The organism is Ruegeria sp. SCSIO 43209, assembly GCF_019904295.1.
GTDB lineage: Bacteria > Pseudomonadota > Alphaproteobacteria > Rhodobacterales > Rhodobacteraceae > Ruegeria.
Genome location: NZ_CP065359.1, coordinates 1,837,847 through 1,864,600 on the forward strand (window position 1 = coordinate 1,837,847; position 26,754 = coordinate 1,864,600).

At 56.8% G+C, this 26,754-nt stretch carries 32 protein-coding genes and 1 pseudogene; 16 read left to right on the forward strand and 17 right to left on the reverse strand.

What is annotated here, in order from left to right; translation table 11 throughout:
• The first annotated feature begins 107 nt into the window (after nt 1-107).
• Complete coding sequence (phaZ, locus tag I5192_RS09220) at nt 108-1,379, forward strand: polyhydroxyalkanoate depolymerase (RefSeq protein ID WP_170393624.1); 1,272 nt, start codon at nt 108-110, stop codon at nt 1,377-1,379.
• Nucleotides 1,376-1,960, forward strand: coding sequence for a DUF6151 family protein (locus tag I5192_RS09225; RefSeq protein ID WP_170393626.1), 585 nt, complete (start codon nt 1,376-1,378; stop codon nt 1,958-1,960). The genes phaZ and I5192_RS09225 overlap by 4 nt, the downstream gene beginning before the upstream one ends.
• On the opposite strand, the gene I5192_RS09230 is transcribed toward I5192_RS09225, so the two are convergent.
• The 4 genes from I5192_RS09230 to I5192_RS09245 form a co-directional block, all read right to left on the reverse strand.
• Nucleotides 1,957-2,667, reverse strand: coding sequence for an alpha/beta fold hydrolase (locus tag I5192_RS09230; protein WP_170421006.1), 711 nt, complete (start codon nt 2,665-2,667; stop codon nt 1,957-1,959). The genes I5192_RS09225 and I5192_RS09230 overlap by 4 nt on opposite strands.
• Before the next feature lie 73 nt (nt 2,668-2,740).
• Nucleotides 2,741-3,355, reverse strand: coding sequence for a hypothetical protein (locus tag I5192_RS09235; protein WP_223118287.1), 615 nt, complete (start codon nt 3,353-3,355; stop codon nt 2,741-2,743).
• Between the two features lie 20 nt (nt 3,356-3,375).
• Nucleotides 3,376-4,383 (reverse strand): carboxylesterase, encoded by a 1,008-nt coding sequence (locus I5192_RS09240; RefSeq protein ID WP_223116717.1) that lies wholly within the window; start codon nt 4,381-4,383, stop codon nt 3,376-3,378.
• A complete protein-coding gene (locus tag I5192_RS09245; protein WP_170662137.1) occupies nt 4,383-5,132 on the reverse strand; it encodes an alpha/beta fold hydrolase in 750 nt (249 codons plus the stop codon). The genes I5192_RS09240 and I5192_RS09245 overlap by 1 nt, the downstream gene beginning before the upstream one ends.
• A gap of 216 nt (nt 5,133-5,348) precedes the next feature.
• Between I5192_RS09245 and thrS the strand changes: the two genes are divergently transcribed.
• The 5 genes from thrS (at nt 5,349) to I5192_RS09270 (ending at nt 10,033) form a co-directional block, all read left to right on the forward strand.
• A complete protein-coding gene (gene thrS, locus I5192_RS09250; RefSeq protein ID WP_170421002.1) occupies nt 5,349-7,307 on the forward strand; it encodes a threonine--tRNA ligase in 1,959 nt (652 codons plus the stop codon).
• Between the two features lie 221 nt (nt 7,308-7,528).
• The gene (locus I5192_RS09255) at nt 7,529-7,831 is read left to right on the forward strand and encodes a DUF2282 domain-containing protein (RefSeq protein ID WP_010439128.1); all 303 of its coding nucleotides are present in this window, start codon (nt 7,529-7,531) and stop codon (nt 7,829-7,831) included.
• A gap of 71 nt (nt 7,832-7,902) precedes the next feature.
• Nucleotides 7,903-8,760: a DUF692 family multinuclear iron-containing protein gene (locus I5192_RS09260; RefSeq protein WP_223116718.1), complete on the forward strand. Its 858-nt coding sequence runs from the start codon at nt 7,903-7,905 to the stop codon at nt 8,758-8,760.
• The gene (locus tag I5192_RS09265; protein ID WP_170563450.1) at nt 8,757-9,518 is read left to right on the forward strand and encodes a DNA-binding domain-containing protein; all 762 of its coding nucleotides are present in this window, start codon (nt 8,757-8,759) and stop codon (nt 9,516-9,518) included. Before I5192_RS09260 ends, I5192_RS09265 begins: the two co-directional genes overlap by 4 nt.
• Complete coding sequence (locus I5192_RS09270; RefSeq protein ID WP_170626091.1) at nt 9,515-10,033, forward strand: DoxX family membrane protein; 519 nt, start codon at nt 9,515-9,517, stop codon at nt 10,031-10,033. Before I5192_RS09265 ends, I5192_RS09270 begins: the two co-directional genes overlap by 4 nt.
• A 1-nt stretch (nt 10,034) precedes the next feature.
• On the opposite strand, the gene I5192_RS09275 is transcribed toward I5192_RS09270, so the two are convergent.
• Both I5192_RS09275 and I5192_RS09280 read right to left on the reverse strand, forming a co-directional pair.
• The gene (locus I5192_RS09275) at nt 10,035-10,403 is read right to left on the reverse strand and encodes a hypothetical protein (RefSeq protein ID WP_170393641.1); all 369 of its coding nucleotides are present in this window, start codon (nt 10,401-10,403) and stop codon (nt 10,035-10,037) included.
• Between the two features lie 42 nt (nt 10,404-10,445).
• Complete coding sequence (locus I5192_RS09280) at nt 10,446-10,763, reverse strand: arsenate reductase family protein (RefSeq protein WP_170422413.1); 318 nt, start codon at nt 10,761-10,763, stop codon at nt 10,446-10,448.
• 214 nt (nt 10,764-10,977) lie between these two features.
• Here I5192_RS09280 and I5192_RS09285 point away from each other — a divergent pair, with 214 nt between their 5' ends.
• Entirely contained in the window at nt 10,978-11,184 is a 207-nt protein-coding gene (locus I5192_RS09285) for a cold-shock protein (protein ID WP_008758035.1), read from the forward strand.
• 115 nt (nt 11,185-11,299) lie between these two features.
• Here the strand turns inward: I5192_RS09285 and thyX are convergent, their stop codons facing one another.
• Entirely contained in the window at nt 11,300-12,211 is a 912-nt protein-coding gene (gene thyX, locus I5192_RS09290; RefSeq protein ID WP_170393643.1) for an FAD-dependent thymidylate synthase, read from the reverse strand.
• Between the two features lie 177 nt (nt 12,212-12,388).
• Here thyX and I5192_RS09295 point away from each other — a divergent pair, with 177 nt between their 5' ends.
• From I5192_RS09295 to I5192_RS09305, 3 genes are read left to right on the forward strand one after another with little or no spacing between them, the layout of a single operon-like run.
• Entirely contained in the window at nt 12,389-12,817 is a 429-nt protein-coding gene (locus tag I5192_RS09295) for a VOC family protein (protein WP_170393645.1), read from the forward strand.
• Nucleotides 12,814-13,518 (forward strand): DUF1194 domain-containing protein, encoded by a 705-nt coding sequence (locus tag I5192_RS09300; RefSeq protein ID WP_170404841.1) that lies wholly within the window; start codon nt 12,814-12,816, stop codon nt 13,516-13,518. The genes I5192_RS09295 and I5192_RS09300 overlap by 4 nt, the downstream gene beginning before the upstream one ends.
• A complete protein-coding gene (locus I5192_RS09305) occupies nt 13,515-14,285 on the forward strand; it encodes a DUF1194 domain-containing protein (RefSeq protein ID WP_223116719.1) in 771 nt (256 codons plus the stop codon). Before I5192_RS09300 ends, I5192_RS09305 begins: the two co-directional genes overlap by 4 nt.
• Here the strand turns inward: I5192_RS09305 and I5192_RS09310 are convergent.
• The 3 genes from I5192_RS09310 to I5192_RS09320 all read right to left on the reverse strand — a co-directional run bounded on the left by I5192_RS09310 (nt 14,232) and on the right by I5192_RS09320 (nt 15,453).
• Complete coding sequence (locus I5192_RS09310) at nt 14,232-14,729, reverse strand: MarR family winged helix-turn-helix transcriptional regulator (protein WP_170393651.1); 498 nt, start codon at nt 14,727-14,729, stop codon at nt 14,232-14,234. The two genes, I5192_RS09305 and I5192_RS09310, sit on opposite strands and share 54 nt — an antisense overlap.
• Before the next feature lie 77 nt (nt 14,730-14,806).
• Nucleotides 14,807-15,064, reverse strand: a complete 258-nt coding sequence (locus I5192_RS09315) for a succinate dehydrogenase assembly factor 2 (RefSeq protein ID WP_223116720.1) — start codon at nt 15,062-15,064, stop codon at nt 14,807-14,809.
• A complete protein-coding gene (locus I5192_RS09320; protein ID WP_170393655.1) occupies nt 15,061-15,453 on the reverse strand; it encodes a helix-turn-helix transcriptional regulator in 393 nt (130 codons plus the stop codon). Before I5192_RS09320 ends, I5192_RS09315 begins: the two co-directional genes overlap by 4 nt.
• A gap of 92 nt (nt 15,454-15,545) precedes the next feature.
• Between I5192_RS09320 and I5192_RS09325 the strand changes: the two genes are divergently transcribed.
• On the forward strand, nt 15,546-16,748 hold the full coding sequence (locus I5192_RS09325) for a pyridoxal phosphate-dependent aminotransferase (protein ID WP_223116721.1): 1,203 nt from the start codon (nt 15,546-15,548) through the stop codon (nt 16,746-16,748).
• A gap of 14 nt (nt 16,749-16,762) precedes the next feature.
• Entirely contained in the window at nt 16,763-17,164 is a 402-nt protein-coding gene (locus I5192_RS09330) for a hypothetical protein (RefSeq protein WP_170404825.1), read from the forward strand.
• Nucleotides 17,165-17,168: 4 nt separating this feature from the next.
• Here I5192_RS09330 and I5192_RS09335 read toward each other — a convergent pair whose 3' ends face one another.
• From I5192_RS09335 to I5192_RS09345, 3 genes are all read right to left on the reverse strand, one after another.
• The gene (locus I5192_RS09335; RefSeq protein WP_223116722.1) at nt 17,169-18,533 is read right to left on the reverse strand and encodes an MATE family efflux transporter; all 1,365 of its coding nucleotides are present in this window, start codon (nt 18,531-18,533) and stop codon (nt 17,169-17,171) included.
• Between the two features lie 129 nt (nt 18,534-18,662).
• Nucleotides 18,663-19,592, reverse strand: a complete 930-nt coding sequence (ppk2, locus tag I5192_RS09340; RefSeq protein ID WP_170404818.1) for a polyphosphate kinase 2 — start codon at nt 19,590-19,592, stop codon at nt 18,663-18,665.
• Between the two features lie 167 nt (nt 19,593-19,759).
• A complete protein-coding gene (locus I5192_RS09345) occupies nt 19,760-20,368 on the reverse strand; it encodes a carboxymuconolactone decarboxylase family protein (protein WP_223116723.1) in 609 nt (202 codons plus the stop codon).
• A gap of 187 nt (nt 20,369-20,555) precedes the next feature.
• Here I5192_RS09345 and I5192_RS09350 point away from each other — a divergent pair, with 187 nt between their 5' ends.
• Together I5192_RS09350 and parE are read left to right on the forward strand one after the other, a co-directional pair.
• Entirely contained in the window at nt 20,556-21,110 is a 555-nt protein-coding gene (locus I5192_RS09350) for a hypothetical protein (RefSeq protein ID WP_255611694.1), read from the forward strand.
• Nucleotides 21,111-21,247: 137 nt separating this feature from the next.
• On the forward strand, nt 21,248-23,206 hold the full coding sequence (parE, locus tag I5192_RS09355) for a DNA topoisomerase IV subunit B (protein WP_223116724.1): 1,959 nt from the start codon (nt 21,248-21,250) through the stop codon (nt 23,204-23,206).
• Here parE and I5192_RS09360 read toward each other — a convergent pair.
• Both I5192_RS09360 and I5192_RS09365 read right to left on the reverse strand, forming a co-directional pair.
• Nucleotides 23,203-23,763, reverse strand: a complete 561-nt coding sequence (locus I5192_RS09360; RefSeq protein ID WP_223116725.1) for a hypothetical protein — start codon at nt 23,761-23,763, stop codon at nt 23,203-23,205. The genes parE and I5192_RS09360 overlap by 4 nt on opposite strands.
• Nucleotides 23,764-23,847: 84 nt before the next feature.
• Nucleotides 23,848-24,072 carry a DUF2188 domain-containing protein gene (locus I5192_RS09365; protein ID WP_223116726.1) on the reverse strand — a complete coding sequence of 75 codons (225 nt, stop codon included), beginning with the start codon at nt 24,070-24,072 and terminating at the stop codon, nt 23,848-23,850.
• 361 nt (nt 24,073-24,433) lie between these two features.
• On the opposite strand from I5192_RS09365, the gene I5192_RS09370 reads away from it, so the two are divergent.
• Nucleotides 24,434-24,715 (forward strand): hypothetical protein, encoded by a 282-nt coding sequence (locus tag I5192_RS09370; protein ID WP_223116727.1) that lies wholly within the window; start codon nt 24,434-24,436, stop codon nt 24,713-24,715.
• A gap of 59 nt (nt 24,716-24,774) precedes the next feature.
• On the opposite strand, the gene I5192_RS09375 is transcribed toward I5192_RS09370, so the two are convergent.
• Together I5192_RS09375 and I5192_RS09380 are read right to left on the reverse strand one after the other, a co-directional pair.
• Entirely contained in the window at nt 24,775-25,545 is a 771-nt protein-coding gene (locus I5192_RS09375; RefSeq protein ID WP_223116728.1) for an alpha/beta hydrolase, read from the reverse strand.
• A gap of 58 nt (nt 25,546-25,603) precedes the next feature.
• Nucleotides 25,604-26,747, reverse strand: a pseudogene (locus tag I5192_RS09380) (iron-containing alcohol dehydrogenase).
• Nucleotides 26,748-26,754 lie beyond the last annotated feature (7 nt).

Sequence of the window (26,754 nt, forward strand, 5' to 3'; positions counted from 1 at the left end):
ACAATTCCCCCCTAGTCTCGCTGCTGTGCAGAATAACGTCGTTGGCGTCGGGGGGCAAAGCGGCGAATGGTCCGAATTCTCAGGCTGATACTCAGGAGGCACATTCGATGCGCTACATGATGACCTATGACCTGATGGAAACCATGCGTAACACCAACCAATGGCTTGGTGCAACCGCAAGCGCGATGGCATCCTACCCCCTGTTCTCGATGACACCCAACCCGGCCTTCAACTGGATGGCTGCATGGGGCGAAGTAACCGAGCGCACATTTCAGCGTATGGTCGTCAAGCCTGATTGGGGCATCCGCACCTTTACCTGCGAAGACGGCAAGGACCATCTGGTCGATATCACAACCGTGCTTGAGCGTCCTTTCGGCGACCTGATCCATTTCCGCGTTAATGGACGCACAGAACAGCCACGCAAGGTGCTGCTGGTTGCGCCGATGTCGGGGCATTACGCGACCCTGCTCCGCTCGACCGTCAAAAGCCTGCTTGTCAATTGTGAGGTCTACATTACCGATTGGCATAACGCGCGCGACATTCCCGTGTCCGAAGGCAAGTTCGATGTCGAGGATTACACGCTCTACCTTGTCGATTTTATGAAAGAGCTCGGCCCCGAAACGCATGTTATTGCGGTTTGTCAGCCCGCACCGCTGACTCTGGCCGCAACCGCCTATCTGGCCGAGGTCGAGCCGAAGGCGCAGCCAAGTACCCTGACGCTGATCGGCGGTCCCGTCGACCCCGACGCAACTCCGACCGAAGTTACGGATTTTGGTCGCCGTGTAACGATGGGTCAGTTGGAAGAAACGATGATTCAGCGGGTTGGCTTTAAATACAAGGGCGTAGGCCGGATGGTGTATCCCGGCTTGCTACAACTGGCTTCGTTCATGTCAATGAATGCCGAACGTCACAGCAAGGCGTTCTCGGATCAGATTCAGCGCGTTATTCGTGACGAGGCATCCGACCACGATGCCCATAACCGGTTCTATGACGAATATCTGGCGGTGATGGACATGACTGCCGAGTTCTATCTTTCGACCGTTGAACGTGTCTTCAAAAACCGTGAGATCGCGCGCAACGAGTTCGTTGTAGCCGGCCACAAGGTAGATATCGGCAAGATCACTGATGTGGCTGTGAAATCGGTCGAAGGCACGAATGACGATATCTCAGCCCCCGGGCAATGCATTGCGGCGCTGGATTTATGCACGGGTCTGCCCGACAGCAAAAAGGCCAGCCATGTTGAACCCGGCGCGGGTCACTATGGCATTTTTGCGGGCCGCAGCTGGCGCGACAACATCCGTCCGCTAGTGATTGATTTCATGAATGAAAACAGCCGCAAACCCCGTCGACGAGCCGCCAATAGCAACAAAGTTGCATGAGCCGCGCAGCGGCAGGAGACCTTCCTTTCCGTTGCAATTGCGGCGCCCTTTCGGGGCGCATTACTGAACACGGCGTCGTATCCGGCACTCATGTCGTGTGTTTTTGCCATGACTGCCGCGCGGCTCAGCTGTATTTTGAACAGCCCGACCCTGCACCCGGCCCAGTCGAGGTGTTTCAGATGTCACCGGAAGACATCAAGATCGATGCAGGGGTCGAGCACTTGGCAGCCATGCAACTTAGCCCCAAGGGCATGTTGCGGTGGTGTGCCAGATGCTGCAACGCGCCGCTGGCCACGACGCCGACAACTCCAAAATTTCCGTTCGCGGGTTTTATCGTCAAACGTATTCCCCACCCCAGCAGTTTGGGTCCCATTACTACGCGTGGATTTGTGCCAAGGGCTGACGGCAAGCAGTCTCATGAGAAAATCCGCTATGCCGCTATGGGTCTGCTTAAACGCGTACTAAAATCGCGTCTGTCCGGGAGCTGGAAGAAAACGCCATTCTTTGACTCTGAAACCGGTCGGCCGGTGGTGCAACCAACTGTTCTGACCAAGAACCAGCGCGCGGTTTTCTACGACTAGGTCAGCCGCAGTGGTTTCCGGAGCCAATCCTGCAGCATCGCAATCACGGATTCGGGTGCTTCCAGTGTCGGATAGTGCCCGGCCTCATCAATCACGCGCAACTCTGCATCCGGAATGAGATCAGCCATGAAGGTATTCTTGCGGACCGGATTCTCCGCATCATGGGCACCGCAAATGATCAGCGTGGGCATCCTGATCCGGCGCAGCGTGCCTTGTTGGTCCGGACGGCGTTGCAGGGTTCTTATCTGACGCACAAACACATCCGAGCCCAATTCCTCGGCCATCTGCAACACTTCGTTCAAAATCGGGATGCGTTGCGGACCGGGAGACAACATGTCCGAGCCGATCAGCTTGCGCATCACTTCGTCCAACCTCCCCGCCTGCGCGCCAACGATCAGGTCTTCGCGACTCGCCGCGATATGAGGTGTGTCGGCCTGCGCATCCGTCGCCAGCAAGGCCAGTCGTGTCACCCTCTCAGGTGCTCGCCGCACGATCTCAAGCGCGACGCCACCACCCAGACCAAACCCGCACAAAGCAAACCGGTGCGGCAGTTGATCCAGCAAGCCCGACGCGATCTCTTCGAACCGTTCACCGCCGGTGATCGGTGCGACCATAACTGCACGTTCACGCGACAGCGCGGTGATCTGCGCCTGAAACAACCGTGCATCGCACATCAATCCGGGTAGCAAAACCAACGGCTCGATCACCTCGGTGCCCTCCGCTCGTTGTTATTGTTTTGTTACAGGATGAGAGGTTTGCCAACGGCGGGCAAGCAAAACTTCACGGATAGCTGATCGCCCGAAACGGTGGGAAATCCGCATAGCGTTCCTGCCTTTGGCCCAGCGGTTCATCTGGCTCCGCCCCGGCCCGCAACAAGCAGCCGCGCGGGGCGATGTAGCTGTCGATCCGCCGTACAGGCTTGGGCCGCCAAACCAGATTGAACGCGCATAATTTGGGAAAGAACCAAATCTCGGAATAATCCAGATGGTCATGCATCCACCACGCCAGATCGCGCCAATCGCGCCCCTGCGCATAGCGGTCTGCAAACCACGGAATTACCACCGACGCCCCTGCTACACGTGCGTCACCTTCGCCCCAATCCCAAATGTGGCACTCCAACGGGTTGTCATTGCGGGCACAGTTCAACCTGTTCTCGTTCCCGAACCGGTTCAGTGATCGCGAGCGATAGCCCGAGCGCACCGCGATACGACCAAAGGTTTCTTCCAGCGGATCCAGCAGGGTCTCGCAAAACGCGCGCCCGGTCTCGATCGCAAGATCAGGGTTGTCGGGAATATTTTGCAATGCGTGAAAGTTCCCGATCTCGGTATATAGGAAATCACGCATGAAAAAATGCCGGGATAGTCGCACGCGACCCAACGTCTCAAGGCTCCACATACTGCCCGGTCTACGCATATTCAGCCACCGCCTTGCCTCTGAATCCCCTGCTCTGACAGCCACTCCAATATGCCCGCGACCGCCGCGTCGGTCTGACCCGGTGACATCAGACGCCCCGCGACCACGTGTGAGGCCGGATCATCCCCGGGCCCCATTGTCACCAATGAAACCATCGCCTGACCACCCCAGGTCTTGGCCGCCTCATGCATTTTATCCGGACGCACCACCTGATCATCATCAGAAAACCAGAACAGCGCCGGAACCCGCGCGCCCGAGAAGTCCAGCGCATTGACCGCATCCACAAGGGCAAACATCGGCACGACCGCCTCCCATGGATAAACGGTTGTCCAAAAGATGTTCTTCTCGGGATCAGTGCTTGAGACATCCCGGTCCTGTCCCATCAAAGGCGGCAGCCAATGCCGGGCCCACGGCAAAGATGGCACCCAGGAACCAGCCGAGTTTACGCCAAAGTTCGGCGACACCAAAACCAACGCAGCCACATCAGTGCTCAGTTCCGTGTCCATCGCAGCCGCGGCGGCCAGGGTCGCCCCCGTCGAGGTTGCGATCACAATGACTTGCTCACCAACAGCCCTGGCGGCAGCCAACGCCTCTGCTGTATCCTGCATCCAGCCCGACGCCGTACCTTCGGCCATTGCGTCCCCATCACGGCCATGCCCCTGAAGCCTTGTGTAGACAAGGTTGGCACCCAACGCGTCCGCAACGCGATCAGGTACTGGCCTGATCTCCTCGGACGTGGCGGAAAACCCATGAATGTAGAGCACTGCATAAGCTGTCCGCTGTTCGACAAAACCATCTTGCCAGACCACGCGCTTTTCAACACCTGGCACGATGTCATCATAGGCGGATTCGATGCTTTCAAAGTAAACCTGAACGCCTTCGCCAAATTTGCGCGGATCGAAACGCGGATGCAGGTCCACTGGCTCGCGCGTGCCAAAGGCGTAGATCAACACACCAACCAGCGTCAAACCCACCAGCACCCGCCCCACAACCCAGCCGAGGCGACGCATCAGGTGCCTTCCAGGACTTCTCGCAGAGCCTGCTCAATCAGCCCGAGGCATCGCTCATCCGAGAACCTGTGATCCGCATCTTTGACCAGCAGCAGTTGCATGTCCGGACCAGTGGCATGATCCAGCAGGCGCACCGCCGTATCGGTCGAGACGGCCGTATCTGCTGTCCCCTGCAGGAGACGCACAGGGAAAGGCAGATCAAGCGAAGCGCGCAAAACCAACCGCTGCCGCCCATCCTCAATCATCCGCTTGGTGATGACGTAGGGCTCCATGTAGTCCGATGGCAGTTCTACATGTCCAACCGTCTCTAGTTCAGATTTCTGCTCGTTCGAAAACGACGCCCAATACCCATCCTCGGTAAAATCTGGGGCCGCCGCAATTGTCACCATACCTGCGATCCGTTCGGGCATGACACGCGCCAGCAACAGCGCTTGCCACCCGCCCATCGACGATCCCACAACAACCAGCGGACCATCAGTTAACCGAGAAACTGCGGCCAGCGTATCCTCGTGCCAGTCCCCGATACACCCGTCAGTAAAGGCGCCCGAGCTTTCACCGTGCCCCGAATAGTCAAACCGAAGGAACCCCTGCCCGCGCGCGCGAGCCCACGCTTCCAGGTGCAGCGCCTTGGTGCCCTCCATATCTGATTTCAAGCCACCTAGAAAAACGATGGTCGGCCCGCGCCCATCACTCTTGTGATACGCCAGACGTCGTCCCTGCGCGGTTTCCAGAAATTCTGCCTCTGCCATGCTACCCTCATTGCTTGTCAGCCCATCATGCATGTCACGCACCTCTCTGCAATTGCCCGATCCTTCTTCATCTGGCTAAAAATACCTCGGGGAGTGCGAGGGGCTGGCCCCTCGCTCCTGCCCTTGACACCTGTGTCCCCACCTGCCACATGAGCCGAGCATACATAACCCGCAACCGGGCGTTCAGTGGGCGCCAAACCGACGAGGAGAGCCGATATGGCCCTGGACTCACAGTCAGTCTCCCTTACCTTTCCCGATGGCAATTCCCGATCCTATGAAGCAGGCGTTACGCCCGCACAGGTCGCCGCCGACATCTCGACCTCGCTGGCGAAAAAAGCCATTTCTGCCACGGTGAATGGACAGCATTGGGACCTGCAATGGCCAATCGAAGCCGACGCGCAAATCGCTATTCATACCATGAAGGACGAGGCGCAAGCCAATGAGCTGATCCGACACGATCTGGCGCATGTCATGGCCCGCGCCGTGCAAGAGATTTGGCCCGCAACCAAGGTCACCATTGGCCCCGTCATCGAAAACGGCTGGTACTATGACTTTGACCGTGAGGAACCGTTTACGCCCGAAGATCTCGGCCTCATCGAGAAAAAGATGAAAGAGATCATCAACAAGCGTGACCCGGTGACCACCGAGGTCTGGGACCGCGATCGCGCGATCGAGTTCTACAAGGCCAATAATGAGCCCTATAAAGTTGAGCTGATCGAATCCATCCCGGGTGATGAACCACTGCGCATGTATTGGCACGGACACTGGCAGGATCTCTGCCGTGGCCCGCACTTGCAGCATACCGGTCAACTGCCGGGCGACGCGTTCAAGCTGATGTCAATCGCCGGGGCTTATTGGCGCGGCGACAGCGACCGCGCAATGCTACAGCGCATCTACGGCGTGGCCTTCACCGGCAAGGAAAAGCTTAAGGCTCATCTGCACATGTTGGAAGAAGCCGCCAAGCGCGACCACCGCAAGCTGGGTCGCGAGATGGATTTGTTCCACATGCAGGAAGAGGCCCCAGGGCAGATTTTCTGGCACCCTAATGGCTGGACCATCTACACTCTTCTGCAAGATTACATGCGTCGGCAACAGCGCAAAGGTGGCTATGTTGAGGTCAACACCCCTCAGGTCGTCGACCGCAAGCTGTGGGTAGCCTCGGGTCATTGGGACAAATACCAAGAGAACATGTTCATCGTCGAAGTGGACGAGGAACATGCACGGGAAAAGGCGGTCAACGCCCTGAAACCGATGAACTGCCCCTGCCACGTGCAGATTTTCAATCAGGGTCTCAAATCCTACCGCGACCTTCCTCTGCGCATGGCCGAGTTCGGATCGTGTAACCGGTACGAACCTTCAGGCGCGCTGCACGGCATCATGCGCGTACGCGGCTTTACCCAGGATGATGGCCATATCTTCTGCACCGAAGACCAGATCGAATCCGAGACCGCTGAATTCATTCGGTTCCTGTCCGGGATCTACAAAGACCTCGGGTTTGAGAACTTCTCGGTCAAATTCTCGGACCGGCCGGAAAAACGCTCAGGATCGGACGAAGTTTGGGACAAGGCTGAAGCCGCCCTGCTCAGCGCAACCCGCGCGGCTGGGATCGAGCCGGAACTCAACCCGGGTGAAGGGGCATTCTACGGCCCGAAACTCGAGTTTGTTCTGACCGATGCGATCGGGCGGGATTGGCAATGCGGCACGCATCAGGTGGACTTTGTTCTGCCCGAGCGACTGGACGCCACGTATATCGGCGCTGATGGTGGCAAACACCGCCCAGTTATGTTGCACCGCGCGACCTTGGGCTCGTTTGAACGTTTCATCGGCATTCTGATCGAAGAACACGCGGGCAAGCTGCCGTTCTGGCTGGCCCCGCGCCAAGTCGTTGTGGCCTCGATCACCTCCGAGGCCGATGAGTATGTGGCCGAAGTGGTCAGCACCCTTCGCGCAGCAGGCATCCGCGCCGAGGCGGATATTCGCAACGAGAAGATCAACTATAAAGTCCGCGAACATTCGGTTGGCAAAGTGCCGATCATTCTGGCCGTCGGTCACCGTGAAGTCGAAGATCGCACGGTCAGTGTCCGTCGCCTTGGCGAAAAACAGACGCAGGTCCAATCGCTTGAGGCTGTAACAAATGAGTTGAGCGTGGCTGCAACGCCCCCCGATCTGCTGTAACATTCGGCAGCAAACCGCTAGAAATCCGGCCCGGTGTTTTGGGCCGGATTGAAACAAATATCATTTTTCAATTCAAAAACAATTTGTTAACGTTCAAGGGTGCATGACGACCTTTGACGGGGTTGTGAGACACGGGCTCGTGAATTCAACTGCTGCCCCTGAACCATTACCTTGTCGTTGTCACAAGCAGACATACGCAGTCATTAACAAGGATTACCAAGATGTCGAACACTGCAAAAACACTGGTTATCGCAAGCGCAGTTGCTGCAGCCGTTTCCGGCGCGGCCACAACCGCAACAGCCCAGGCCAAAGAAAAGTGCTATGGCGTTTCTCTGGCGGGTCAGAACGACTGTGCAGCCGGCCCCGGCACAACTTGCGCGGGCACTTCGACCGTCGACTATCAGGGCAACGCATGGACCCTGGTTGACGCAGGCACCTGCGCCGACATCGAGCTGCCTAAAACAGCAGACGGTGCAGATCGCAAAGGCTCGCTTGAGCCGCTGGAGCGTGACCTGCCTGCATAAGGCTTTTCCGAATGAACCAGAAAGGGCGGGCAGGATCGCCCGCCCTTTCCACGTGATCAGGGGATTTGCAAATGTTGGACAATGCGCTCAGATCGAACCGGCTGCCTGCAGCACCGGGCGTTGGTTACAAACCACAGCATTTCTCGCAGATTCTTGAACAGGCCAAGCCTGTGGCGTGGCTAGAGATTCATGCCGAAAACTACATGGGCGATGGTGGCAGACCTCTGGCACAACTGCGTCACCTGTCCGAACAATTCCCGATTTCAGTGCATGGTGTCGGGCTGTCGATCGGCGGCGAAACGCCACTTGACCCAGATCACCTGGACCGCCTGAAGCATCTTGTCGGCTGGTTGAACCCGGCCAGCTTTTCGGAGCATTTGGCATGGTCAACCCATGACAGCCACTTCCTGAACGATCTACTTCCTCTGCCCTATACCGATGCGACTCTGGCCCGCGTTTGCGACCATATCGATCAGGTGCAAGAGGTGGTCGGGCGGCAAATGCTGTTAGAGAACCCCTCAAGCTATTTGGCTTTCGAGGAAAGCACATGGTCCGAACCTGATTTCTTGCGCGAAATCACCCGGCGCACCGGCTGCGGGCTGTTGCTGGACGTGAACAACGTCTTTGTTTCAGCCACCAATCTAGATTTCTCACCGCAGGGCTATATTGATTCCTACCCGCTGGACCAAGTCGGTGAGATTCACCTGGGCGGTCATGACGAAGACGAAGACGATCATGGGCATCCTTTACTGATCGACAGCCACGGGCGCGAGGTCGTTGATCCGGTCTGGTCCCTGCTGGACTACGTTCTGGACAAATCCGGCCCCAAACCCCTGTTGATTGAATGGGACACCGATGTGCCGGACTGGCCAGTGTTACGGGCCGAAGCCGAGCGCGCGCAAAAAGCGCTGGATCGCGTGCCCGCATGAGCGTGTCGCAAACGACATTCCACATGGCACTGCTAGATGCCAACAAGCCCATTCCCGATGGGTTGCTGGACGCCGAGGCGCAGCCCGCTGGTCGTCGCTTCAGCGTCTATCGCAACAACGTCGCCGTCTCGCTGACCGAGGCGATGCATCAAGCCTTCCCGGTCATCACAAAACTTCTGGGCCCCCAGAATATGGACGGGCTGGCTGGAATATTCTTGCGCCAGCACCCGCCGTCCTCACCCCTGATGATGTTTTACGGCGAGGAATTCCCTAAATTTCTGGAAGGAATGGAGCAGTTGTCGCATCTGGGCTACCTGCCGGATGTTGCCCGTCTGGAACTGGCGCTGCGTAGGGCTTACCACGCCGCTGATCGACAACCCATAGATGCCGAAGCGCTCAGCTTGCCACCGGAAGATTTGATGCAAGCCAAACTGACCCTCGCGCCGTCGGTGCAGGTGTTGCGTTCAAGCTGGCCCGTACATTCGATCTGGCTATTTAACACCGAAGAAGGCGCGCCGAAACCTGAGGCGGGCGCTCAGGATATTTTGATCATGCGTCCCGAATACGACCCTGCCCCACACCCATTGCTACCGGGTGGTGCGGCATGGATCGCGCTGATTCAGGATGGCAAATCCATCGGTGAGGCATTTGAATCCACCATGGCCGAAACACCCGAATTTGATCTTGGAACCACTCTGGCACTGCTTTTGCAGGGCGGTGCAATAACTTCTGTGACTATCGAAAGGCTGGACACATGACTGCCCTGATCTCAACTTACAATAATGCGATGGAAAAAGCGGATCACGCGTCCGGTTGGCTGACACCAACCCTGGCTCGGGTGGTCTTTATCGCCGTGTTGTTCGTCTACTACTGGAACTCGGCCACGCTGAAAATCGACGGCTCAATCTTTTCGCCATCGGCCGGAGCCTTCGGTCAGATCTTTCCCAAAGCTGCAGAGGCGGTGCTGTATGATGTGACTCAGATGACCTTTTTCCAGCGGGTCGTCATCTTCTTTGGCACAGTGGCCGAATTTGTCCTGCCTGTGCTTTTGCTGGTCGGCCTGCTGACGCGCCTTGCCGCGCTTGGCATGATCGGATTTGTCTGGGTTCAAACACTGACCGATGTCACCGGACATGGCGTCAAACTGGGCGGCTTGTTCGACAACGCAATTACGTTGATGGATCAGCGCGTGATGTGGACATTCCTGCTGCTGGTGATTGTGATCAACGGCGCGGGTCCGCTGTCTCTGGATCGGTTACTACGCCTGAAGTGACCTAGAAATGTGCCTTGGGCTCGTCCGGTTTTCCTGCGGCGAGCCCAAGCAACCCTGCTACGCCTGCAAAGGCAATCGGGAACATGGTGAAAACGCCGAAGCCAAAGGCATAGTACATCCCAGCCGCAGAAATCAGCAGCAAAATGCCCGCAATCAGCGCTCGAGAATGGGCCATCGCCCCGCCAACGATTGCCAACAAAGGCGCCACGATCGAAGCCGTCTGGATCAACTCGGGGTTCTCTACCTGCTCGGCAATGCCTTCGATCTCACCAAACTGGTCGATCAGTTCCACAAAGCCGTAGCCAAAAAAACCGACGATCATCCCGATCAGCCCGGCAATGACGCCTAAAATCATGGCAGCGTTTCGCATTCACAGGTCTCCGCTTGTTGCCCGTGTCACATAAGCAGTTCTTCAGGCAACACCAAGGGCCTGACGGGTTTCAGGCGTCCAGCCCAGATACATCTGACCATTGGATACTATCAGTGGGCGTTTCATCAGGGTCGGATGATCAGCCAACAGCGCGAGCACCGGTCGATTGCGTGTGTCATCATCCAATCCCCGCCAGGTTGTTGATCGCGTATTGAGCAAGGCTTTGCCGAAAGTCTCGTACGCCTCGGACAGCACATTTTCGGGAACCCCTTGCGCGCGGACATCAACGAAAACCGCATCTGGAAGCAGTTTCAATGCCTTACGGCACGTATCGCAAGTTTTTAACCCATATAGCTGCATTATCTAACTAATCCTGTAATCGCTGCAAATTTAGACAAACCCATCAGGTTGCCCCAGTTATTCTTGATTTTTTACTTCACCGTGTAATGTTGAAAAAGGCGAAACACGCGACCCGGGCTGTATCGTGAGGGCGAACAGTGACGTGTGGCGGTTTTGCCAGCCAAGGCCCCCACCAATTTGTGGGACAACTTGTAAGTAGAAGGAGACACGGGAAATGCCAACCGGCACCGTGAAATGGTTTAATACAACCAAAGGCTATGGTTTTATTGCGCCCGACGAAGGGGGCAAAGATGTGTTTGTTCATATCTCGGCCGTAGAACGATCCGGTCTGACCGGACTCGCTGACAATCAGAAAGTCTCGTACGAGTTGCAGGACGGACGTGACGGCCGCCAAATGGCTGCTGATTTGAAGCCGCTGTAAGGCACAGCCCGCCCCGGCGGGAAAGATAAAAGAAGGTTGACGGCCAATTTCAGGCCGTTAACCGCAAACCCTAGTGAACGCGCCCACCTTGGGACGTGCTCGGTTTTCTGTTGAATCAACCCTCTCGGATAACAGCCTCAAACTCACGCCATTCCCGTGCGGTCATGCCTGAGTTTTCCTGAGTGACATCTTCACCGCTGAGCATCCGACGCAAGCAGGTCACCATCTGCGCCGAGAGGTTGACTGCGCCAAGGCGGTAGTCCTCAAACGCGCGGTAGGCAAACGGTACCCAGTCGGCGACAATCTTGCACATGGTATCTGCGTAAACGCGGATTTCGTACTGCGCGTGCGGGTCGGCACGCAGACGCAAGAAGTGGAACAAGTTGTGCAAGTCCACCTTCCAATACCATTGCGTATAAATGTTGGCTGGAAGGTTCATCCGCGCCAGTTCACGCGCAAGCCCTTGCTGGCCGTCCTGACCGATCATCGCCTCGTAGTTGTCATAGCAGCGCGCACTGTCCGCTTTCAGTATCTCCAACACGCGCGCGGCCTCTTCGCCTTGCAATGTGTCTCCACGGCCCTGATTGTTAACCTCGGATTGCGCGGCGACATGTTCGGGTGCCGGGATATAGAACTCTCGATCCAGGATCGAATACCGCGCCGAATATTCGTTCACATTCGCCGTGCGGTGGCGGATCCACTGGCGGGCTACGAATACGGGCAGTTTGACGTGCAACTTGATCTCGCACATTTCAAACGGGGTCGAATGCCAGTGGCGCATCAGATAGCGGATCAGGCCTTCATCATTTTGCACCGATTTGGTGCCTTTGCCGTAGGAAACACGCGCGGCCTGACAGATCGCAGCATCGTCGCCCATATAGTCGATAACGCGGACAAATCCGTGATCCAGAACCTGATGCGCCGTGTACAGATGATCTTCCATACCTTCGGCAACGACGCGGCGGGTCGGGCTCGACTGTGCGCGTTGAGCTTCGATCTCGGCCAGTTGGTCGGCAGACAGAGGCATGAAATTATCCTTTCCAGCAATGAGTCGCCGACCACTATATATCGGCAAGCTTGCCATCGGAACCGCGATATGTGCGGCGCATTGCGCTAAATCGGAATTGTGTCCGGCCAGCCCCTCGACATGGGATGAAGGCGCGCTAAGGTGCTTGGCATCACAACCAATGCAAGGAAAGTCGCGATGGGGCTGACATATCTCCACACCATGGTCCGCGTGAAGGATCTTGAGAAATCCATAGCGTTTTATGAACTATTGGGCCTGAAGGAAACGCGTCGTTATGAAAGCGAGGCTGCGCGGTTCACACTGGTATTCCTCGCCCCACCGGGACAAGAGGACGCGCCCATTGAACTTACATACAACTGGGATGGCGACGACGCACTGCCAAGCGACAGCCGCCATTTCGGGCATCTCGCCTATGGCGTCGACAACATTTACGAGACCTGCCAGCATCTTCAGGACAATGGCGTCGTGATCAACCGCCCGCCACGCGACGGGCGTATGGCGTTCGTTCGCTCGCCCGACAATGTCTCGATCGAGTTGCTGCAAAATGGTGAAGCGTTAGCCCCGGCAGAGCCTTGGTCTAGCATGGAAAGCACCGGCCACTGGTGATCCGCTGGCTGGGAGCATTGGGGCTGGCTGTCACGGGCAGCCCCCTTTGGGCCGAGACCTGCCGCCTGGCGCTGGCGCTGGCCATGGACATCTCGACCTCGGTGGACGCGACCGAGGATGCGCTGCAACGACAGGGGCTGGCCAACGCATTGATTGCGCCCGAGGTGCAGGAGGCTTTCTTCCTTTCACCTCAACCGGTTGCATTAGCCGTCTATGAATGGTCCGGCAGTTTCAACCAGACATTGCTTTTGGATTGGACGATAATCGATACTCGGGCCAATTTGATCTCCGCCGCGCATCGGATCGGGACATCGAAGCGATCGGAAGACGAGTTCCCAACTGCGATGGGTCACGCACTGGCTTTTGGGGCGACCCTGATGGAGAGCGCCCCAAATTGTCTGTTCCAGACCATCGATATCTCGGGCGATGGCAAGAACAACGATGGCTACGGGCCACAGATCGCTTACAAACACTTTCCGTTCGAAAACACGACCGTGAATGGTCTGGTGATCAATGCAGCTGATTTCGAAGGAGAAATCGACTTGATCCCGTTCTTTCAGAAAAATGTTCTACACGGACCCGGAGCTTTTCTTGAGATCGCCGCTGGGTTCGAAGATTTTGAGCGTGCCATGCGTCGCAAACTGGAACGGGAATTGAAAGGATTGGAACTTAGTGCGTTGCAACCGGATAATGCGAAATGATCCGCCTGTGTGCGACACTTCTTTGCCTGCTGGCCAACCCGCTTTCAGCGCAATGTCGACAGGCCTTGGCGTTGGGAATGGATGTCTCTGGTTCGGTCGACAGTCGTGAGTACAGGTTGCAACTTAGTGGCCTTGCGGCGGCGTTGCGCCATCCCGAGGTGGTTCAACTGATCCTTTCAAACCCGTCCACCTTTGTACGGATCGCTATCTACGAATGGAGCGAACCTGGCCACCAACGCCTCTTGCTTGGTTGGACAGATGTTCGCTCGACTGCTGATCTGCGTCGAATTCAGCAACATTTAGAAAGCACAACACGCTCATCAGCGCCGCAGGGAACGGCGGTCGGGTCGGCCATGTTGTACGGTGCTGATATGTTGGAGAGCCAAAGCGATTGCTGGCGGCGAACACTGGATCTGTCCGGTGATGGTAAACACAATCTCGGACATCACCCGCGGGACATAAAAGCCGCTTTGCAAAACACTGATATTACGATCAATGCCCTAGTAATCGGTATCGACGACCCCAATCCAGGAGACACTCGCCAGGTAGAGATTGGGGAGCTATCCGCCTATTACCACGCGTGGGTCATCCGAGGCCCCGATGCTTTCGTCGAAGTCGCCCTTGGCTTCGAAGCCTATGAAGATGCGATGACACGTAAACTGATCCGTGAGCTTGAGGGTCTGTCGCTCTCCCAAACTCAGCCATCAAAGCTATCAGTAGATATACCGAATCTGATCGGTCCAATATCGTTCGACCCGACGCAGTGAACCGGTGATCTCTTCAATCCCATCGGTCCCGATCACGCCGCGGTTTTGCAGCCCTTCGGCATGGCGGGCGAACAGGTCTGACACGATGTCACGAATCTCGCGCCCGCGCGGGGTCAGGCGTACCCGTACCGAGCGGCGGTCGATCTCGCATCGTTGATGGTGCATATAGCCCATCTCGACCAGTTTCTTAAGATTGTAGCTGACATTGCTGCCTTGATAGTAACCACGGCTCTTCAACTCTCCGGCGGTTACTTCATGGTCGCCTATGTTGAACAACAGCAGGGCCTGCACCGCGTTGATCTCAAGTACGCCGACACGCTCGAATTCATCCTTGATAACGTCCAGAAGCAAGCGATGAAGACGCTCGACCAGCGCCAACGCCTCAAGATAGCTCGTCATGAACCCCTTGGTCCCGGGCGCGGTGACCTGTAACTCCATACTCATTCAATCCTCCGATTCATCGCGCTGTTTCTGAAAACATGACGCGAATTCCCGAAAAATCGGTTAAGCCTGATGATTGCTTATTTTTGAAAGGTTTGCGCGATATCCGCGATCAATTCGGCCAGCGGTTCCGGCGGGCTGGCCTGACCAGAGACCCATTGATACAGGTCCTGGTCATTTTCATGCAGCAAGGCATCGTATGTGTCCAATCCCGCCTCGTCCATCGAAGACAGATTGCGATCGGCATATGCCGTCAGGATCAAATCCATCTCTTTGATGCCCCGCCGCATCGAGCGCATTTTCATGCGCTTGATCCGGGTCTCACGCGGCTCGGTCATTGATTGCGTTCCAATTTCAGACGCAGCGCTTTTTCGACGCGAGCCAGACGCTCGGAGTTGGCTCGCATCTCACCTCGGATCGTGCGTAGCTCTGCAACAAGATCGCGCAATTCCGAGTCCGTATCGCCATGCAGGCTTGTTTCGTCCATGCCGTCGCCCTCGCCCGTCAGAAGCCACATGATCGAGACATTCAGTAGCCCCGCCATCATCGACAGCTTGTTCGCGCGGGGTTCCGACAAATCATCTTCCCACGAAGTGATCGTGGCTTTTTTGACACCAAGCCTGCGGGCCAATTGGGTCTGCGTCATGCCTGCGGCTTCGCGTGCGCCAGCAACGCGATCCCCGAAGGTTGCGGTGTCCGGTCCGAACCAGTCTGTTTCGTCGTTCATCGGGGTCTCCAAAGGGTAAAACTCAATTGGCTTGATCGTTATTTCGGCGCACCCTATGACAGTCGGGCTGAACATACAAACCGAGGCCGACCATGAGTTTCCTGTCTGCGACACTGTCACGCGTAAAACCCTCGCCCACCATCGCGATGACGTCCAAAGCAGCCGAGCTGAAGGCCGCCGGGCGCGATGTGATCGGGCTGAGCGCAGGCGAGCCCGATTTCGACACGCCGCAGAACATCAAGGACGCCGCCGTGGCCGCCATCGCTGCGGGCAAGACCAAATATACTGCTCCGGACGGCATCCCCGAGCTGAAACAGGCGGTTTGCGCCAAGATGAAGCGTGACCACGGATTGGACTATACGCCCGCTCAGGTCTCGGTCGGGACCGGGGGTAAGCAGACGCTTTACAACGCGCTAATGGCTACGCTGAACGAGGGCGATGAGGTCCTCATCCCCGCGCCCTATTGGGTCAGCTACCCGGACATGGTGTTGCTGGCCGGTGGCACACCCGTGATCGTCGAAACTTCGCTGCAGACCAATTTCAAACTGACAGCGGATCAACTGGAAGCCGCAATCACACCTAAAACGAAATGGTTCATCTTCAACTCACCCTCGAATCCCACCGGAGCGGGCTATAGCCGGGCTGAACTGAAAGAACTGACAGATGTCCTGATGCGGCATCCGCATGTTTGGGTGATGACCGATGATATGTATGAGCACCTGGCCTATGACGGGTTCGAGTTCTGCACGCCCGCACAGGTGGAACCGAGACTTTATGATCGGACGCTGACCTGCAATGGCGTCTCCAAAGCCTATGCCATGACCGGTTGGCGTATTGGCTATGCGGCAGGCCCGGTCGAGTTGATCGCCGCGATGCGCAAGGTGCAATCTCAATCAACTTCGAATCCCAGTTCGGTCAGCCAATGGGCAGCAGTCGAGGCTCTGAATGGAACTCAAGCATTCCTTGCGCCGAATAATGAGATCTTCAAACGCCGTCGCGATCTGGTCGTCGACATGCTCAGCCAAATCGACGGTATCTCGTGCCCGACACCCGAAGGCGCGTTCTACGTCTATCCATCAATTGCAGGCTTGATCGGGAAAACCACACCCGCGGGCACTGTGATAGATTCGGACGAAACCTTCGCAATCGCCCTGCTGGAAGAGGCCGACGTGGCGGTTGTGTTTGGCGCTGCTTTTGGTCTGTCCCCCAATTTCCGCGTCAGCTATGCGACCTCTGATGAAGCCCTGACTGAAGCCTGCACACGCATCCAACGTTTTTGCGCCGAGCTCACCTGATACCGGAGTTTGTTATGTCCACAGCCCTGCCTGAATACTATTTCCGCGTGCGCGAAAATGGGGCAGCGGTGTTCAGGATCGACACGGAAAATCGCCATCGCCGGATCGAGATGGAACAGATCGCGGTCATCAACATCCGCAATGGCGAGGTCAAACCGCAGGGCCAGCGTGTACTAAGCGACGCCGACAACGATGAAATCGCGCGCTGGATGGAAGAGCGCAAAGCCCTGCTATCCCGCCGCGATATGGATGATATTCACCGTGCGGTTGACTACCTGAATCTGACCACGCAATGGGCTCAGTCTAAAGCAACGGATGCGCAATTAGAGGACGTGACCGACCCATTGCTAATGGCAATGCACGACTTGCGGTCGGTACTTGTTCGAAAGAAATCCGACCGGATGAGCAAAGAATGATCCCCTAGGCGGGAACTTCTCCTACATCGCGCACCGACCTTAGCCAGAAGCGCGCCATCAACAATACGGCAGCACAAGCGAGGCCAATCACGAGGCCAAGCCAGACTCCGATCCCCTCCATACCTCGAACAAAGCCGAAATAGTACGAAGCGGGGATACCGATCACCCAATAGCTGAGTGCGGCCATCACCATCGGTACTTTTGCATCCTGCAAACCTCGCAACAGGCCTAGTGCGATGACCTGCGCCCCATCGACCAGCTGGAACAACGCAGCCATCGCCAGCAGGCCAGTGCCGATTAGCAGGATCTGTGGCCGCTGCGGATCATCGGCCTCCATAAACAGCGAGATCAGGGGCTCAGCGCATGTCAGGAACAGAACAATTGTCAAGACCGACACGATCAACGACATCCCGGTCACCGTAATCGCGCCTTTCTCAAGATGCGCCCGATCCCGTCGACCCAACGCGTTGCCCGCCCGAATAGTCGCCACATTAGACAGGCCCAAATGAACCATGAACGTCGCTGAGGCGAGGTTCAACGCAATCCCGTGAGCTGCCAGCGGCACTGGACCCAACCAGCCCATCATGACAGCAGAGATCGCGAATAACGACACCTCCGCCAGTGTCGTCAGACCGATGGGAACGCCCAAACGCAGCACGCTCATGAACATCTCCCAATCCGGGCGCCAAAACCGCTGAAACAAGCTGTGTTCCGGCAACGCACGCACCGCATAAATCACGACCGCCACCAATGATACGATCTGCGTCACCACTGACGCGATAGCCGCACCAATCACCCCAAGTTCGGGCGCGCCCCAGTTTCCGAAGATCAGCGCATAGTTGGTCACGCCATTGACCACAGCTGCAACAATCGTGATCCACAGCACAATCTGCGTCCGCTCAAGCGCGGCCAAATAGGACTTCAGGACCATCACCAACAGCGCCGGGAACAAGCCCCACCCCGCGACCCGCAGGTATACTGACGCAGTTTCAGCGACTTGCGGCTCTTGCTTCAAAGCAATCAGGATCGGATGGGACCACCACAAAAGGGGCATCATCACCGTCGCATAGATCAGTGATAGCCACAGACCCATACGAGTGGAGCGGCGAATGCTGGTCTCATTCTCCTCGGCGGCAGCGGTCGCCACCATTGGCATTACGGCCCACCCAAACCCGGCACCAAACAGGAACAGGACGAAGTAATAGCTGTTGGCCAGCGTCACGGCAGCCAACGCCTCGACCCCGTACCAACCTAGCATGACGGTATCGGTCAAACCAATCGCATACTGTGCCAGATGCCCGCCAATCAATGGCAGGCCCAGCACCGCGATTGCGCGCAAATGGCCGGGATATGTCATCACATTGTTCATTCCGCCAGCCTTAGGCTTGCGCGCTGCCCGAGACAAGAGCGGAACAAACTTATTTCATAATGAGACTCGCAAGAACAAAGCGACGAAAGCCATCACCTTTGGTGCAACGGCTTTACAGTTTATCGATTTTCAGCCGATCTTCGCGTCAGGATGCAGCGCTGTCCCCAGAATATGGTCCGAGTTATGAATTACGTGATGCGCCTGCCCAACTATCAACGGATCAGGCTCACCAACGATCCTGAGGTCTTTGTCCGGGTAGTCCAGCGTCGACAGGAAATGTCGCATGCAGTTCAGACGCGCGCGTTTCTTGTCGTTGGATTTGACAATCGTCCAGGGCGCATCAGCGGTGTCGGTGTAGAAGAACATCGCCTCTTTCGCCTCGGTATAATCATCCCATTTGCTCAGGCTAGCCTTGTCAATCGGTGACAGTTTCCATTGCTTCAACGGATCAGTTTCACGACTCCCAAAGCGCCGCTGCTGTTCTTCCTGCGTGACCGAGAACCAGTACTTGTAAAGCTGAATGCCCGAGCGCACCAGCATCCGCTCCAACTCGGGCGTCTGCCGCATGAATTCCAGATACTCATTGGGTGAGCAGAAGCCCATCACCCGCTCGACGCCCGCACGGTTGTACCAGGACCGATCATAAAACACCATCTCGCCCACGGTGGGCAGCTGCTGCACATAACGCTGGTAATACCACTGCCCCTTCTCCTCATCCGTCGGCTTGTTCAATGCGACCACACGCGCCTGACGCGGGTTTAGATGCTCCATGAACCGCTTGATGGTCCCACCCTTGCCGGCGGCGTCGCGGCCCTCGAACAACAGCACAAACCGCTGCCCGGTCTCCTGCGCCCACAATTGCACCTTCAGCAACTCTGCCTGCAGCTCGGCCTTTTGCGCCTCGTAATCCTTGCGTGCCATCTTGCGGCCATAGGGGTACTTGCCGCTCTCGAAAGCTTGCCGGATTTTCTCGGATGTTGGTGCCGAGGCATCCGCCTTCAGGTCAGTTACAGCTTTGATCTGCGACGATTTTTGTTTGATCTGGGGTGCCGCATCCATACATGTTCTCCTCGGTTTCACTGTCGAGGAGTTGCTTAGCCGATTGTCACACGGCGCGCTTTGATTGGTGTCAAATTGACATAGGTTTTATCGGGGCGTCAAAGAACAGGCCTATGCCCGTTCTTTAAATGACCCCAAAATACATAGGGGAGCGGCCAGCCCCGCACTTACCGATGTCCCCAATCATCAGGATTGTCCGAGTTGTTCGGCGACAAGCCCAAAATGTCTCCGTCAGTCGAACACCCCAACCCCAAAACGGTTCTGTTCGCATAGGAGAAATACGAACACACCTGATTGATCTCAAGAATCTCGCCATCTTCCCACCCCGCCTCTCGCAGAGCTATCACATCCGCCTCAGTCAGATCACCGGGTGCCTCGGTCAGCTTGCGCGCATATCTCATCGCTTCGACCTGTGCCGCGTCCAGCGGGGCCGAGGCCGGATCACGCGCCTCAATCGCCGCACGGATCGCATTGCCGCGCACCTCATCCTGCAGCAACCGCTGCAATCCGGAAAAGTGATGTTCTACGCAATACCCGCACCGGTTCAGAGAGCTGACCCACACGCCCAACACTTCAAGAAACCATTTTGGCACCTTGTTGGCCGAATGGTGCAACACGTTCTTGTAGACTGCCATATGGGCTTCCATCGAATGCGGCCGCAGGCTGTGCGCCATCATGATGTTGTCTACATTGTTGTCCGGCCCGGTGACCCGGTCATAAAGCTTCCTCAGCTTTCCCGTAGCCTCTTCGAATGGAATGGTTCTGATCCAACTCAATTCTTCTGCTCCCCTAATTTCTGCTTCCGGAACAAAGCCTAAACGGGATTTCGAAACATGACGAGACCTTGGAAAGCTCGCGGTTTGATAACAATCTGTTTTGCATAACTGATATATGCTGGGCAGCTACCCTTACTGTCTGCTACGTCCCTATTGAAACAACTTTCTGACCAAAGACTTTTCAACTGTGCGCCCACTCATCTGTATTTTTGCCCTGTCTTGTTTTGGCTCTGCTATAGCTATGTTCAATCCAGCGTTCTCAGATTGGTTATTGCTGACAGGACCGTGCGCATTGGCAAGTTTGCTACTGCTGTTCGGAAAAAGGCTACGCCGGCTCAAAACTTCGAAAAACTGGGCTGTCGTCGATGGATCAAATGTTTTGCACTGGAAAGGCGGTGTTCCTAATATCGCCACAGTCCGCGAGGTTGTCGACGAGTTGAAGACAAAGGGGCGGACACCGGGCGTCGTCTTTGATGCCAATGTAGGATACAAAATCTCAGATCGCTATATGAACGACAGTTCCCTTGCGGCTTTGCTTGGGTTGCCATGCAGCCACGTGATGGTTGCGCCGAAGGGTACTCCTGCCGACCCGCTGGTCCTTCAGGTAGCGCGGGATCTCGGCGCTGCTATCGTCACAAATGACCGGTTCCGTGATTGGGATGACGAATATTCGGATGTGCTTGAGAAAAGTTCTCTTGTTCGAGGTGGCTTTAAAGACAAAACTCTCTGGCTGTCATTGTAAACGCGCTGCAATACAGCGCTGAATATCGCTCCGGTTCCGTTGGCCCCGACAAACCGGATACAACACCTCGCGTCCCTCTTCCCCCGGACCACATCACCTGCCATAATGGGGGAAACTCAAAAACAAGAGCAGCACCCATGCCCGACGATCTGTTGACGCCAGAAACAACGACCGCTTACGACGCCTCGTCCATCGAGGTGCTGGAAGGTCTGGAACCGGTCCGCAAACGCCCCGGCATGTATATCGGCGGCACGGATGAGCGTGCATTGCACCATATGGTGGCCGAGATACTCGACAACTCAATGGACGAAGCTGTTGCGGGCCATGCCAACCGGATAGAGGTCGAGCTGCACGCAGATTACGCCCTGACCGTTCGTGACAACGGGCGCGGCATTCCGATCGACCCGCATCCCAAGTTCCCCGACAAGTCGGCACTTGAAGTGATCCTCTGTACCCTGCACGCAGGCGGTAAATTCTCGGGCAAGGCGTATCAGACTTCGGGCGGTCTGCACGGTGTGGGTGCATCGGTGGTGAATGCCCTGTCGGATTCGATGGTCGTGCAGGTGGCACGCGACAAACAGCTATTCGAACAACGCTTCTCGCGCGGTATCCCACTAGGTCCGGTGGAAAGAGTAGGCGCAGCGCCCAACCGGCGCGGTACAACCGTCACGTTCCACGCCGACGCGGACATCTTCGGCCACCACAAATTCAAACCCGCGCGCCTATTCAAATCCATCCGCTCCAAGGCCTATCTGTTCTCGGGCGTCGAAATCCGCTGGAAATCCGCCATCGACGACGGCGAAACCCCGACCGAGGCGACCTTTCACTTCCCCGGCGGTCTTTCGGATTACCTGAAGGAGACGATGAACGGCTCGTCGACCTATGCCGAGCAGCCCTTTGCCGGCACCGTGGACTTTAACGAGAAGTTCGGCACCCCCGGCAAAGTCGAATGGGCGATCAATTGGACACCTTCGCGCGACGGGTTCATCCAGTCCTACTGTAACACCGTCCCAACCCCCGAAGGCGGCACACATGTCGCCGGTTTCTGGGCTGCGGTCCTCAAGGGGATCAAGGCCTATGGCGAGCTGATCAACAACAAAAAGGCCGGTCAGATCACCCGCGACGACCTAATCACCGGAGGCTGTGCGCTGGTGTCGTGCTTCATCAGTGAACCGGAGTTCGTCGGCCAGACAAAAGACCGCCTCGCCACAGTCGAGGCGCAACGGCTGGTCGAAAACTCCGTCCGCGACCATTTCGACAACTGGCTGGCGGCTGACACGAAATCCGCCGGAGCGATCCTCGACTTCCTCATCCTGAGGGCCGAAGAACGCCTGCGCCGACGGGCCGAGAAGGAAACACAACGCAAGTCCGCCACTAAGAAACTTCGTCTCCCCGGCAAGTTGGTGGACTGTAGCAGTTCAACACGCGACGGTACGGAATTATTCATCGTCGAGGGCGACTCGGCGGGCGGGTCCGCCAAAATGGGCCGGGACCGCAAAACACAGGCCCTGCTGCCCTTGCGCGGTAAAATCCTGAACGTGCTGGGCGCGGCCAGTTCCAAGCTGGGCACCAATGCCGAGATCAACGACCTGACCCAAGCGCTGGGTGTCGGCCTTGGCACCAAGTTCAACGTCGACGACCTGCGCTATGACAAGGTCATCATCATGACCGACGCGGATGTGGACGGGGCACATATCGCCTCGCTGCTGATGACGTTCTTCTTCACGCAGATGCGCCCGATGATCGACGCGGGCCACCTCTATCTGGCCTGCCCGCCCCTCTACCGCCTGACCCAAGGCGCCAAGCGCGTCTATTGCCTGGACGAGGCCGAGCGTGACGAATGGCTTGAAAAAGGTCTGGGCGGCAAAGGCAAGATCGACGTCTCGCGCTTCAAAGGTCTGGGTGAAATGGACGCCAAGGACCTGAAAGAGACCACGATGGACCCCGCCTCCCGCAAACTGATCCGCGTCACGATTGATGAGGACGAACCCGGCGAGACCGGCGATCTGGTCGAGCGCCTGATGGGTAAGAAACCCGAACTGCGGTTCCAATACATTCAGGAAAACGCGCGGTTTGTGGAGGAGTTGGATGTTTAGACTGGCTCACCTTTTGCCAACCAATTGAAAATTTCGGCCAAAAGCTCACTTGTTGGGTACTGTCTGATCTCTTCTTCATCAGCGCCTTCAGCGAGTTTCTTCTCCCAATACCACTCTTGGAAATCAGAGTATTTCCCCCAGATACGTCTTGCCGCGACTGGCGCAATTCCAGCTTCTGAAACCAGCCAATTTCGAACATGTTTGACAGCATTTTGGGGCGCTTTCTGATCATCGGCACCATAGGCTTCTATGTCACAGCCGGATATATCGGAGAGAGCCGCTTGGAAGCGGTACCGTTTTTCCTCAAGTATCAAAAACTTTTTTTGGTCCCGCCCCTCTCCAAAATATTGACGACATCCAAAGTCAATTCCAAGCTCGAAGGGCATATTGAGCCTGAAGTGCTCACCCTTTTTCTTCGCTTGGCAACGGCTCAGATCGTGTATCGAATACTTGGAGCATTCGATCAGGCTGCGAATTTTCTCTAGGCGGTTCTCTCCGCTATCATTACGCTCCGATGCCAGTCTGGGCCTGAGGCCCAGATAAGCTACGCAGAACATGATAGCTTGGAGAATAGGTTCGAAGTCTTCGTCAAACGGGCAGTTGATAAATACACAACTTTCAAAAGGGTATTCAGGCAAACTTTAGCCTTTCGACTTCACTGGATCATTCCCATAAGAATCTCGTTCTCTAATTCGACCATCTCGACCATGAATATAGAGTTCAGTACTCTGATTTTTGGCAATTTTCCGGGCTTCACGTATTGCTTCACCCTGAGTTGAATAAGTGCCCGTAACTTTTGACGAACCTGCTTTGCGCACGCTCCATTTGCCCCCATTAGGCACAACGTGCTGACCTTTAGTTGCCATCTCCGACTCCTAACCTTTGTAACGTGTCCCTAACTTTTAAGATATGCCAACTAAACACTTACTCCAACTACGAACCGCAAAAGATTTAACAATTTATGAAGATCTGCCCAAGACTCGAAATAGTTTGTACAAGCTGAGGCTAACGCGTGGGTGATGACTCGCATCATGCATTGGGTCGATAGTACGGAACGTCTCCCCACCCGGTAGGCCGGGCTTCAGCCCAGCACACCGCAACCCCCTTGCTTAACCCGTTGATCCCGTTCACACTTACCCTCAACCCGTCATCCAAGAACGACTTTTGGGGTTCCGAGCGTCCAAGACCCAATAAGACGACAAACAGATTTCCAAACGGGAGGACGACATGAAAACACTAACCCTCGGGCTGGCCCTGACCCTGCTGGCCTCGGCGGCCCCCGCGCAGCAGCTGCTCAGCACTGCATCGCCCATTCCGGACGGGGCCGAGACGCGGTTTTGCTACTATGACGGCATGGCCTATTCGCCAGACGCCTTCATCCTGCTGACCGGTGACAACACCGTAACCTCAACCATCAGCACGCGCGAGGAGCGGCTGCTGCGGTGTCATCGCAATGACGATGGTTCTCTGGTCTGGAAACCACAGAGCACGTTTCAAACCAACAACTGACGTAGGATGGGTTTCCAACCCATCAAAGCGGAGCGGGGACGATGGGGTGAAACCCCATCTTACCCAACATTCCGATCCAACCAGTTGGCAATCTGTTCGGCTGGGCCTTCCCAGCCCGGCTCCATGAACAGAAAATGCGCGTGGTTGTCGACAGGCAGGAAAGTCGCACGGTCTCCGTAAAGCTTCGCCAGAGCACGGCAGGTGTTGGGGTTCACGGCCCGGTCCTCGGTGCCTGAAACGATCAGCACCGGGCAATCGACCTTGTCGATGTCCACCTTCATCGCGTGGTGGTCATCGAACATCCAGAAGAACATCTCGAACATCACCCGCCCGCTTTCGGGGCCGAGTTGGTCATACACCTCATGCTGCTGCGCCTCGGGCATCTTGTTGAGCGCAAAGGGGGCCATCAGGTCGAAATCGACCCGCATGGGCTGTTTCCAGAACGCCCCACCCTCCATCAACGCGCGCGGCACAGCGCGTTCGTCGTCGGTTTCCGGCAATGTGCCCCAAGCCGCGTTTGGGTTGATCAGGACAATTGCGCTGGCCAACCCCCGAGACGCCACCTTCTGCGCCACTACCCCCGCAATCGCATGGCCCAGTAGCACGGGTTCGCTATCCAACCCCTGCACGAAGTCCGAAATGTCATTGGCGTAATCTAGGACGCTTGTGTCGGTGAGGCCGGGATCGGGATCTGCCTTGGGGTCGCCACCATGGTAGCGTAGCGCGGGCGTATGCACCGTCCAGCCACGTGCATGAAAGAAGCCCGCATAATCCTCCATACACCACGGCCCGGCAAAAGCACCGTGGATCAGAACAATCTCTTTCGTCATGAAAATCTCCCTCACCTCCGACCAGTATGAGAGGTGAGGGATGGGTTCGGCAAGCCTGTCAGTGTGCTGCGTTGAAGAGCGTAGTCAGGTTTTCTTCGGTCAATTCGATCGGATTCCCTCCGCATGAGGGGTCGATGATTGCGCCCTGGACCAATTCGGGGATGGCGGCTTTGGTGACGCCGAGGTCGGAGAGATTGCGGGGGATGGCGAGGCTGTCGTTGAACTCTTGCACGAAGCTGCGGAAGCCGTCGAAGCCGCCGTCGATGCCCAGATAGGCGGCGGCCTGCTGGAAGCGGTCGGCGATGACTGGCGCGTTGAACTCGAGCACGGCGGGCATGCAGACCGCGTTGGTGGTGCCGTGGTGGGTGTTGAACACCGCGCCGACGGGGTGGCTCATGGCGTGGATGGCGCCCAAGCCTTTCTGGAAGGCGGTGGCCCCCATCGCCGCCGCGCTCATCATCTGGGCGCGGGCTTCGATGTCGGTGCCGTCCGCATAGGCACGTGGCAGGTAGTCCTTGACCAGCCGCATTCCTTCCAGCGCGATGCCCTGAGACATCGGGTGGTAATGCGGGCTGCTGAACGCCTCGACACAATGCGCGAACGCATCCAGACCGGTGCCTGCGGTGATGAACCTGGGCATGCCCACCGTCAGCTCGGGGTCGCAGATCACCACGGTCGGCAGCACCTTGGGATGGAAGATGATCTTCTTGGCGTGGGTTTCAGAATTGGTGATGACGCTGGCGCGCCCCACTTCGGACCCTCCCGGCAGTTGTGGGGACGGCGATGATCGGCGCGATGGCATCGGCATCCGCTCGGGTCCACCAATCGCCGATGTCCTCAAAGTCCCAGACCGGGCGCGTCTGACCACACATGAAGGCGACCATCTTGCCCAGATCCAGCCCCGAGCCACCGCCAAATGCGATCACCCCGTCATGACCGCCCGCGTTATAGGCCGCAACACCGGCCTCGAGGTTCTGTTCATTGGGGTTCGGGTCCACATCCGCGAACAGACCCCGGCCCAGACCGGCGGTCTCCATGATATCCAGCGTCGCGGTGGTGATCGGCAGGTCGGCCAGCCCCTTGTCGGTGACCAGCAGCGGCTTCTTCATGCCGGCCGCAGCACAGGCTTCGGGCAATTCATTGATCCGCCCGGCCCCGAATTTGATTGCGGTTGGATAAGACCAGTTTCCAACAAGTGACATGTTTGCT

Excerpts from the sequence above, each read along its gene's own strand:
- phaZ (WP_170393624.1), top strand. The coding sequence starts at position 108 with ATGCGCTACATGATGACCTATGACCTGATGGAAACCATGCGTAACACC.
- I5192_RS09225 (WP_170393626.1), top strand. The coding sequence starts at position 1,376 with ATGAGCCGCGCAGCGGCAGGAGACCTTCCTTTCCGTTGCAATTGCGGC.
- I5192_RS09235 (WP_223118287.1), bottom strand. The coding sequence starts at position 3,355 with ATGTGGAGCCTTGAGACGTTGGGTCGCGTGCGACTATCCCGGCATTTT.
- I5192_RS09240 (WP_223116717.1), bottom strand. The coding sequence starts at position 4,383 with ATGCGTCGCCTCGGCTGGGTTGTGGGGCGGGTGCTGGTGGGTTTGACG.
- I5192_RS09245 (WP_170662137.1), bottom strand. The coding sequence starts at position 5,132 with ATGGCAGAGGCAGAATTTCTGGAAACCGCGCAGGGACGACGTCTGGCG.
- thrS (WP_170421002.1), top strand. The coding sequence starts at position 5,349 with ATGGCCCTGGACTCACAGTCAGTCTCCCTTACCTTTCCCGATGGCAAT.
- I5192_RS09255 (WP_010439128.1), top strand. The coding sequence starts at position 7,529 with ATGTCGAACACTGCAAAAACACTGGTTATCGCAAGCGCAGTTGCTGCA.
- I5192_RS09260 (WP_223116718.1), top strand. The coding sequence starts at position 7,903 with ATGTTGGACAATGCGCTCAGATCGAACCGGCTGCCTGCAGCACCGGGC.
- I5192_RS09265 (WP_170563450.1), top strand. The coding sequence starts at position 8,757 with ATGAGCGTGTCGCAAACGACATTCCACATGGCACTGCTAGATGCCAAC.
- I5192_RS09270 (WP_170626091.1), top strand. The coding sequence starts at position 9,515 with ATGACTGCCCTGATCTCAACTTACAATAATGCGATGGAAAAAGCGGAT.
- I5192_RS09275 (WP_170393641.1), bottom strand. The coding sequence starts at position 10,403 with ATGCGAAACGCTGCCATGATTTTAGGCGTCATTGCCGGGCTGATCGGG.
- I5192_RS09280 (WP_170422413.1), bottom strand. The coding sequence starts at position 10,763 with ATGCAGCTATATGGGTTAAAAACTTGCGATACGTGCCGTAAGGCATTG.
- I5192_RS09285 (WP_008758035.1), top strand. The coding sequence starts at position 10,978 with ATGCCAACCGGCACCGTGAAATGGTTTAATACAACCAAAGGCTATGGT.
- thyX (WP_170393643.1), bottom strand. The coding sequence starts at position 12,211 with ATGCCTCTGTCTGCCGACCAACTGGCCGAGATCGAAGCTCAACGCGCA.
- I5192_RS09295 (WP_170393645.1), top strand. The coding sequence starts at position 12,389 with ATGGGGCTGACATATCTCCACACCATGGTCCGCGTGAAGGATCTTGAG.
- I5192_RS09305 (WP_223116719.1), top strand. The coding sequence starts at position 13,515 with ATGATCCGCCTGTGTGCGACACTTCTTTGCCTGCTGGCCAACCCGCTT.
- I5192_RS09310 (WP_170393651.1), bottom strand. The coding sequence starts at position 14,729 with ATGAGTATGGAGTTACAGGTCACCGCGCCCGGGACCAAGGGGTTCATG.
- I5192_RS09315 (WP_223116720.1), bottom strand. The coding sequence starts at position 15,064 with ATGACCGAGCCGCGTGAGACCCGGATCAAGCGCATGAAAATGCGCTCG.
- I5192_RS09320 (WP_170393655.1), bottom strand. The coding sequence starts at position 15,453 with ATGAACGACGAAACAGACTGGTTCGGACCGGACACCGCAACCTTCGGG.
- I5192_RS09325 (WP_223116721.1), top strand. The coding sequence starts at position 15,546 with ATGAGTTTCCTGTCTGCGACACTGTCACGCGTAAAACCCTCGCCCACC.
- I5192_RS09330 (WP_170404825.1), top strand. The coding sequence starts at position 16,763 with ATGTCCACAGCCCTGCCTGAATACTATTTCCGCGTGCGCGAAAATGGG.
- I5192_RS09335 (WP_223116722.1), bottom strand. The coding sequence starts at position 18,533 with ATGAACAATGTGATGACATATCCCGGCCATTTGCGCGCAATCGCGGTG.
- ppk2 (WP_170404818.1), bottom strand. The coding sequence starts at position 19,592 with ATGGATGCGGCACCCCAGATCAAACAAAAATCGTCGCAGATCAAAGCT.
- parE (WP_223116724.1), top strand. The coding sequence starts at position 21,248 with ATGCCCGACGATCTGTTGACGCCAGAAACAACGACCGCTTACGACGCC.
- I5192_RS09360 (WP_223116725.1), bottom strand. The coding sequence starts at position 23,763 with ATGTTCTGCGTAGCTTATCTGGGCCTCAGGCCCAGACTGGCATCGGAG.
- I5192_RS09365 (WP_223116726.1), bottom strand. The coding sequence starts at position 24,072 with ATGGCAACTAAAGGTCAGCACGTTGTGCCTAATGGGGGCAAATGGAGC.
- I5192_RS09370 (WP_223116727.1), top strand. The coding sequence starts at position 24,434 with ATGAAAACACTAACCCTCGGGCTGGCCCTGACCCTGCTGGCCTCGGCG.
- I5192_RS09375 (WP_223116728.1), bottom strand. The coding sequence starts at position 25,545 with ATGACGAAAGAGATTGTTCTGATCCACGGTGCTTTTGCCGGGCCGTGG.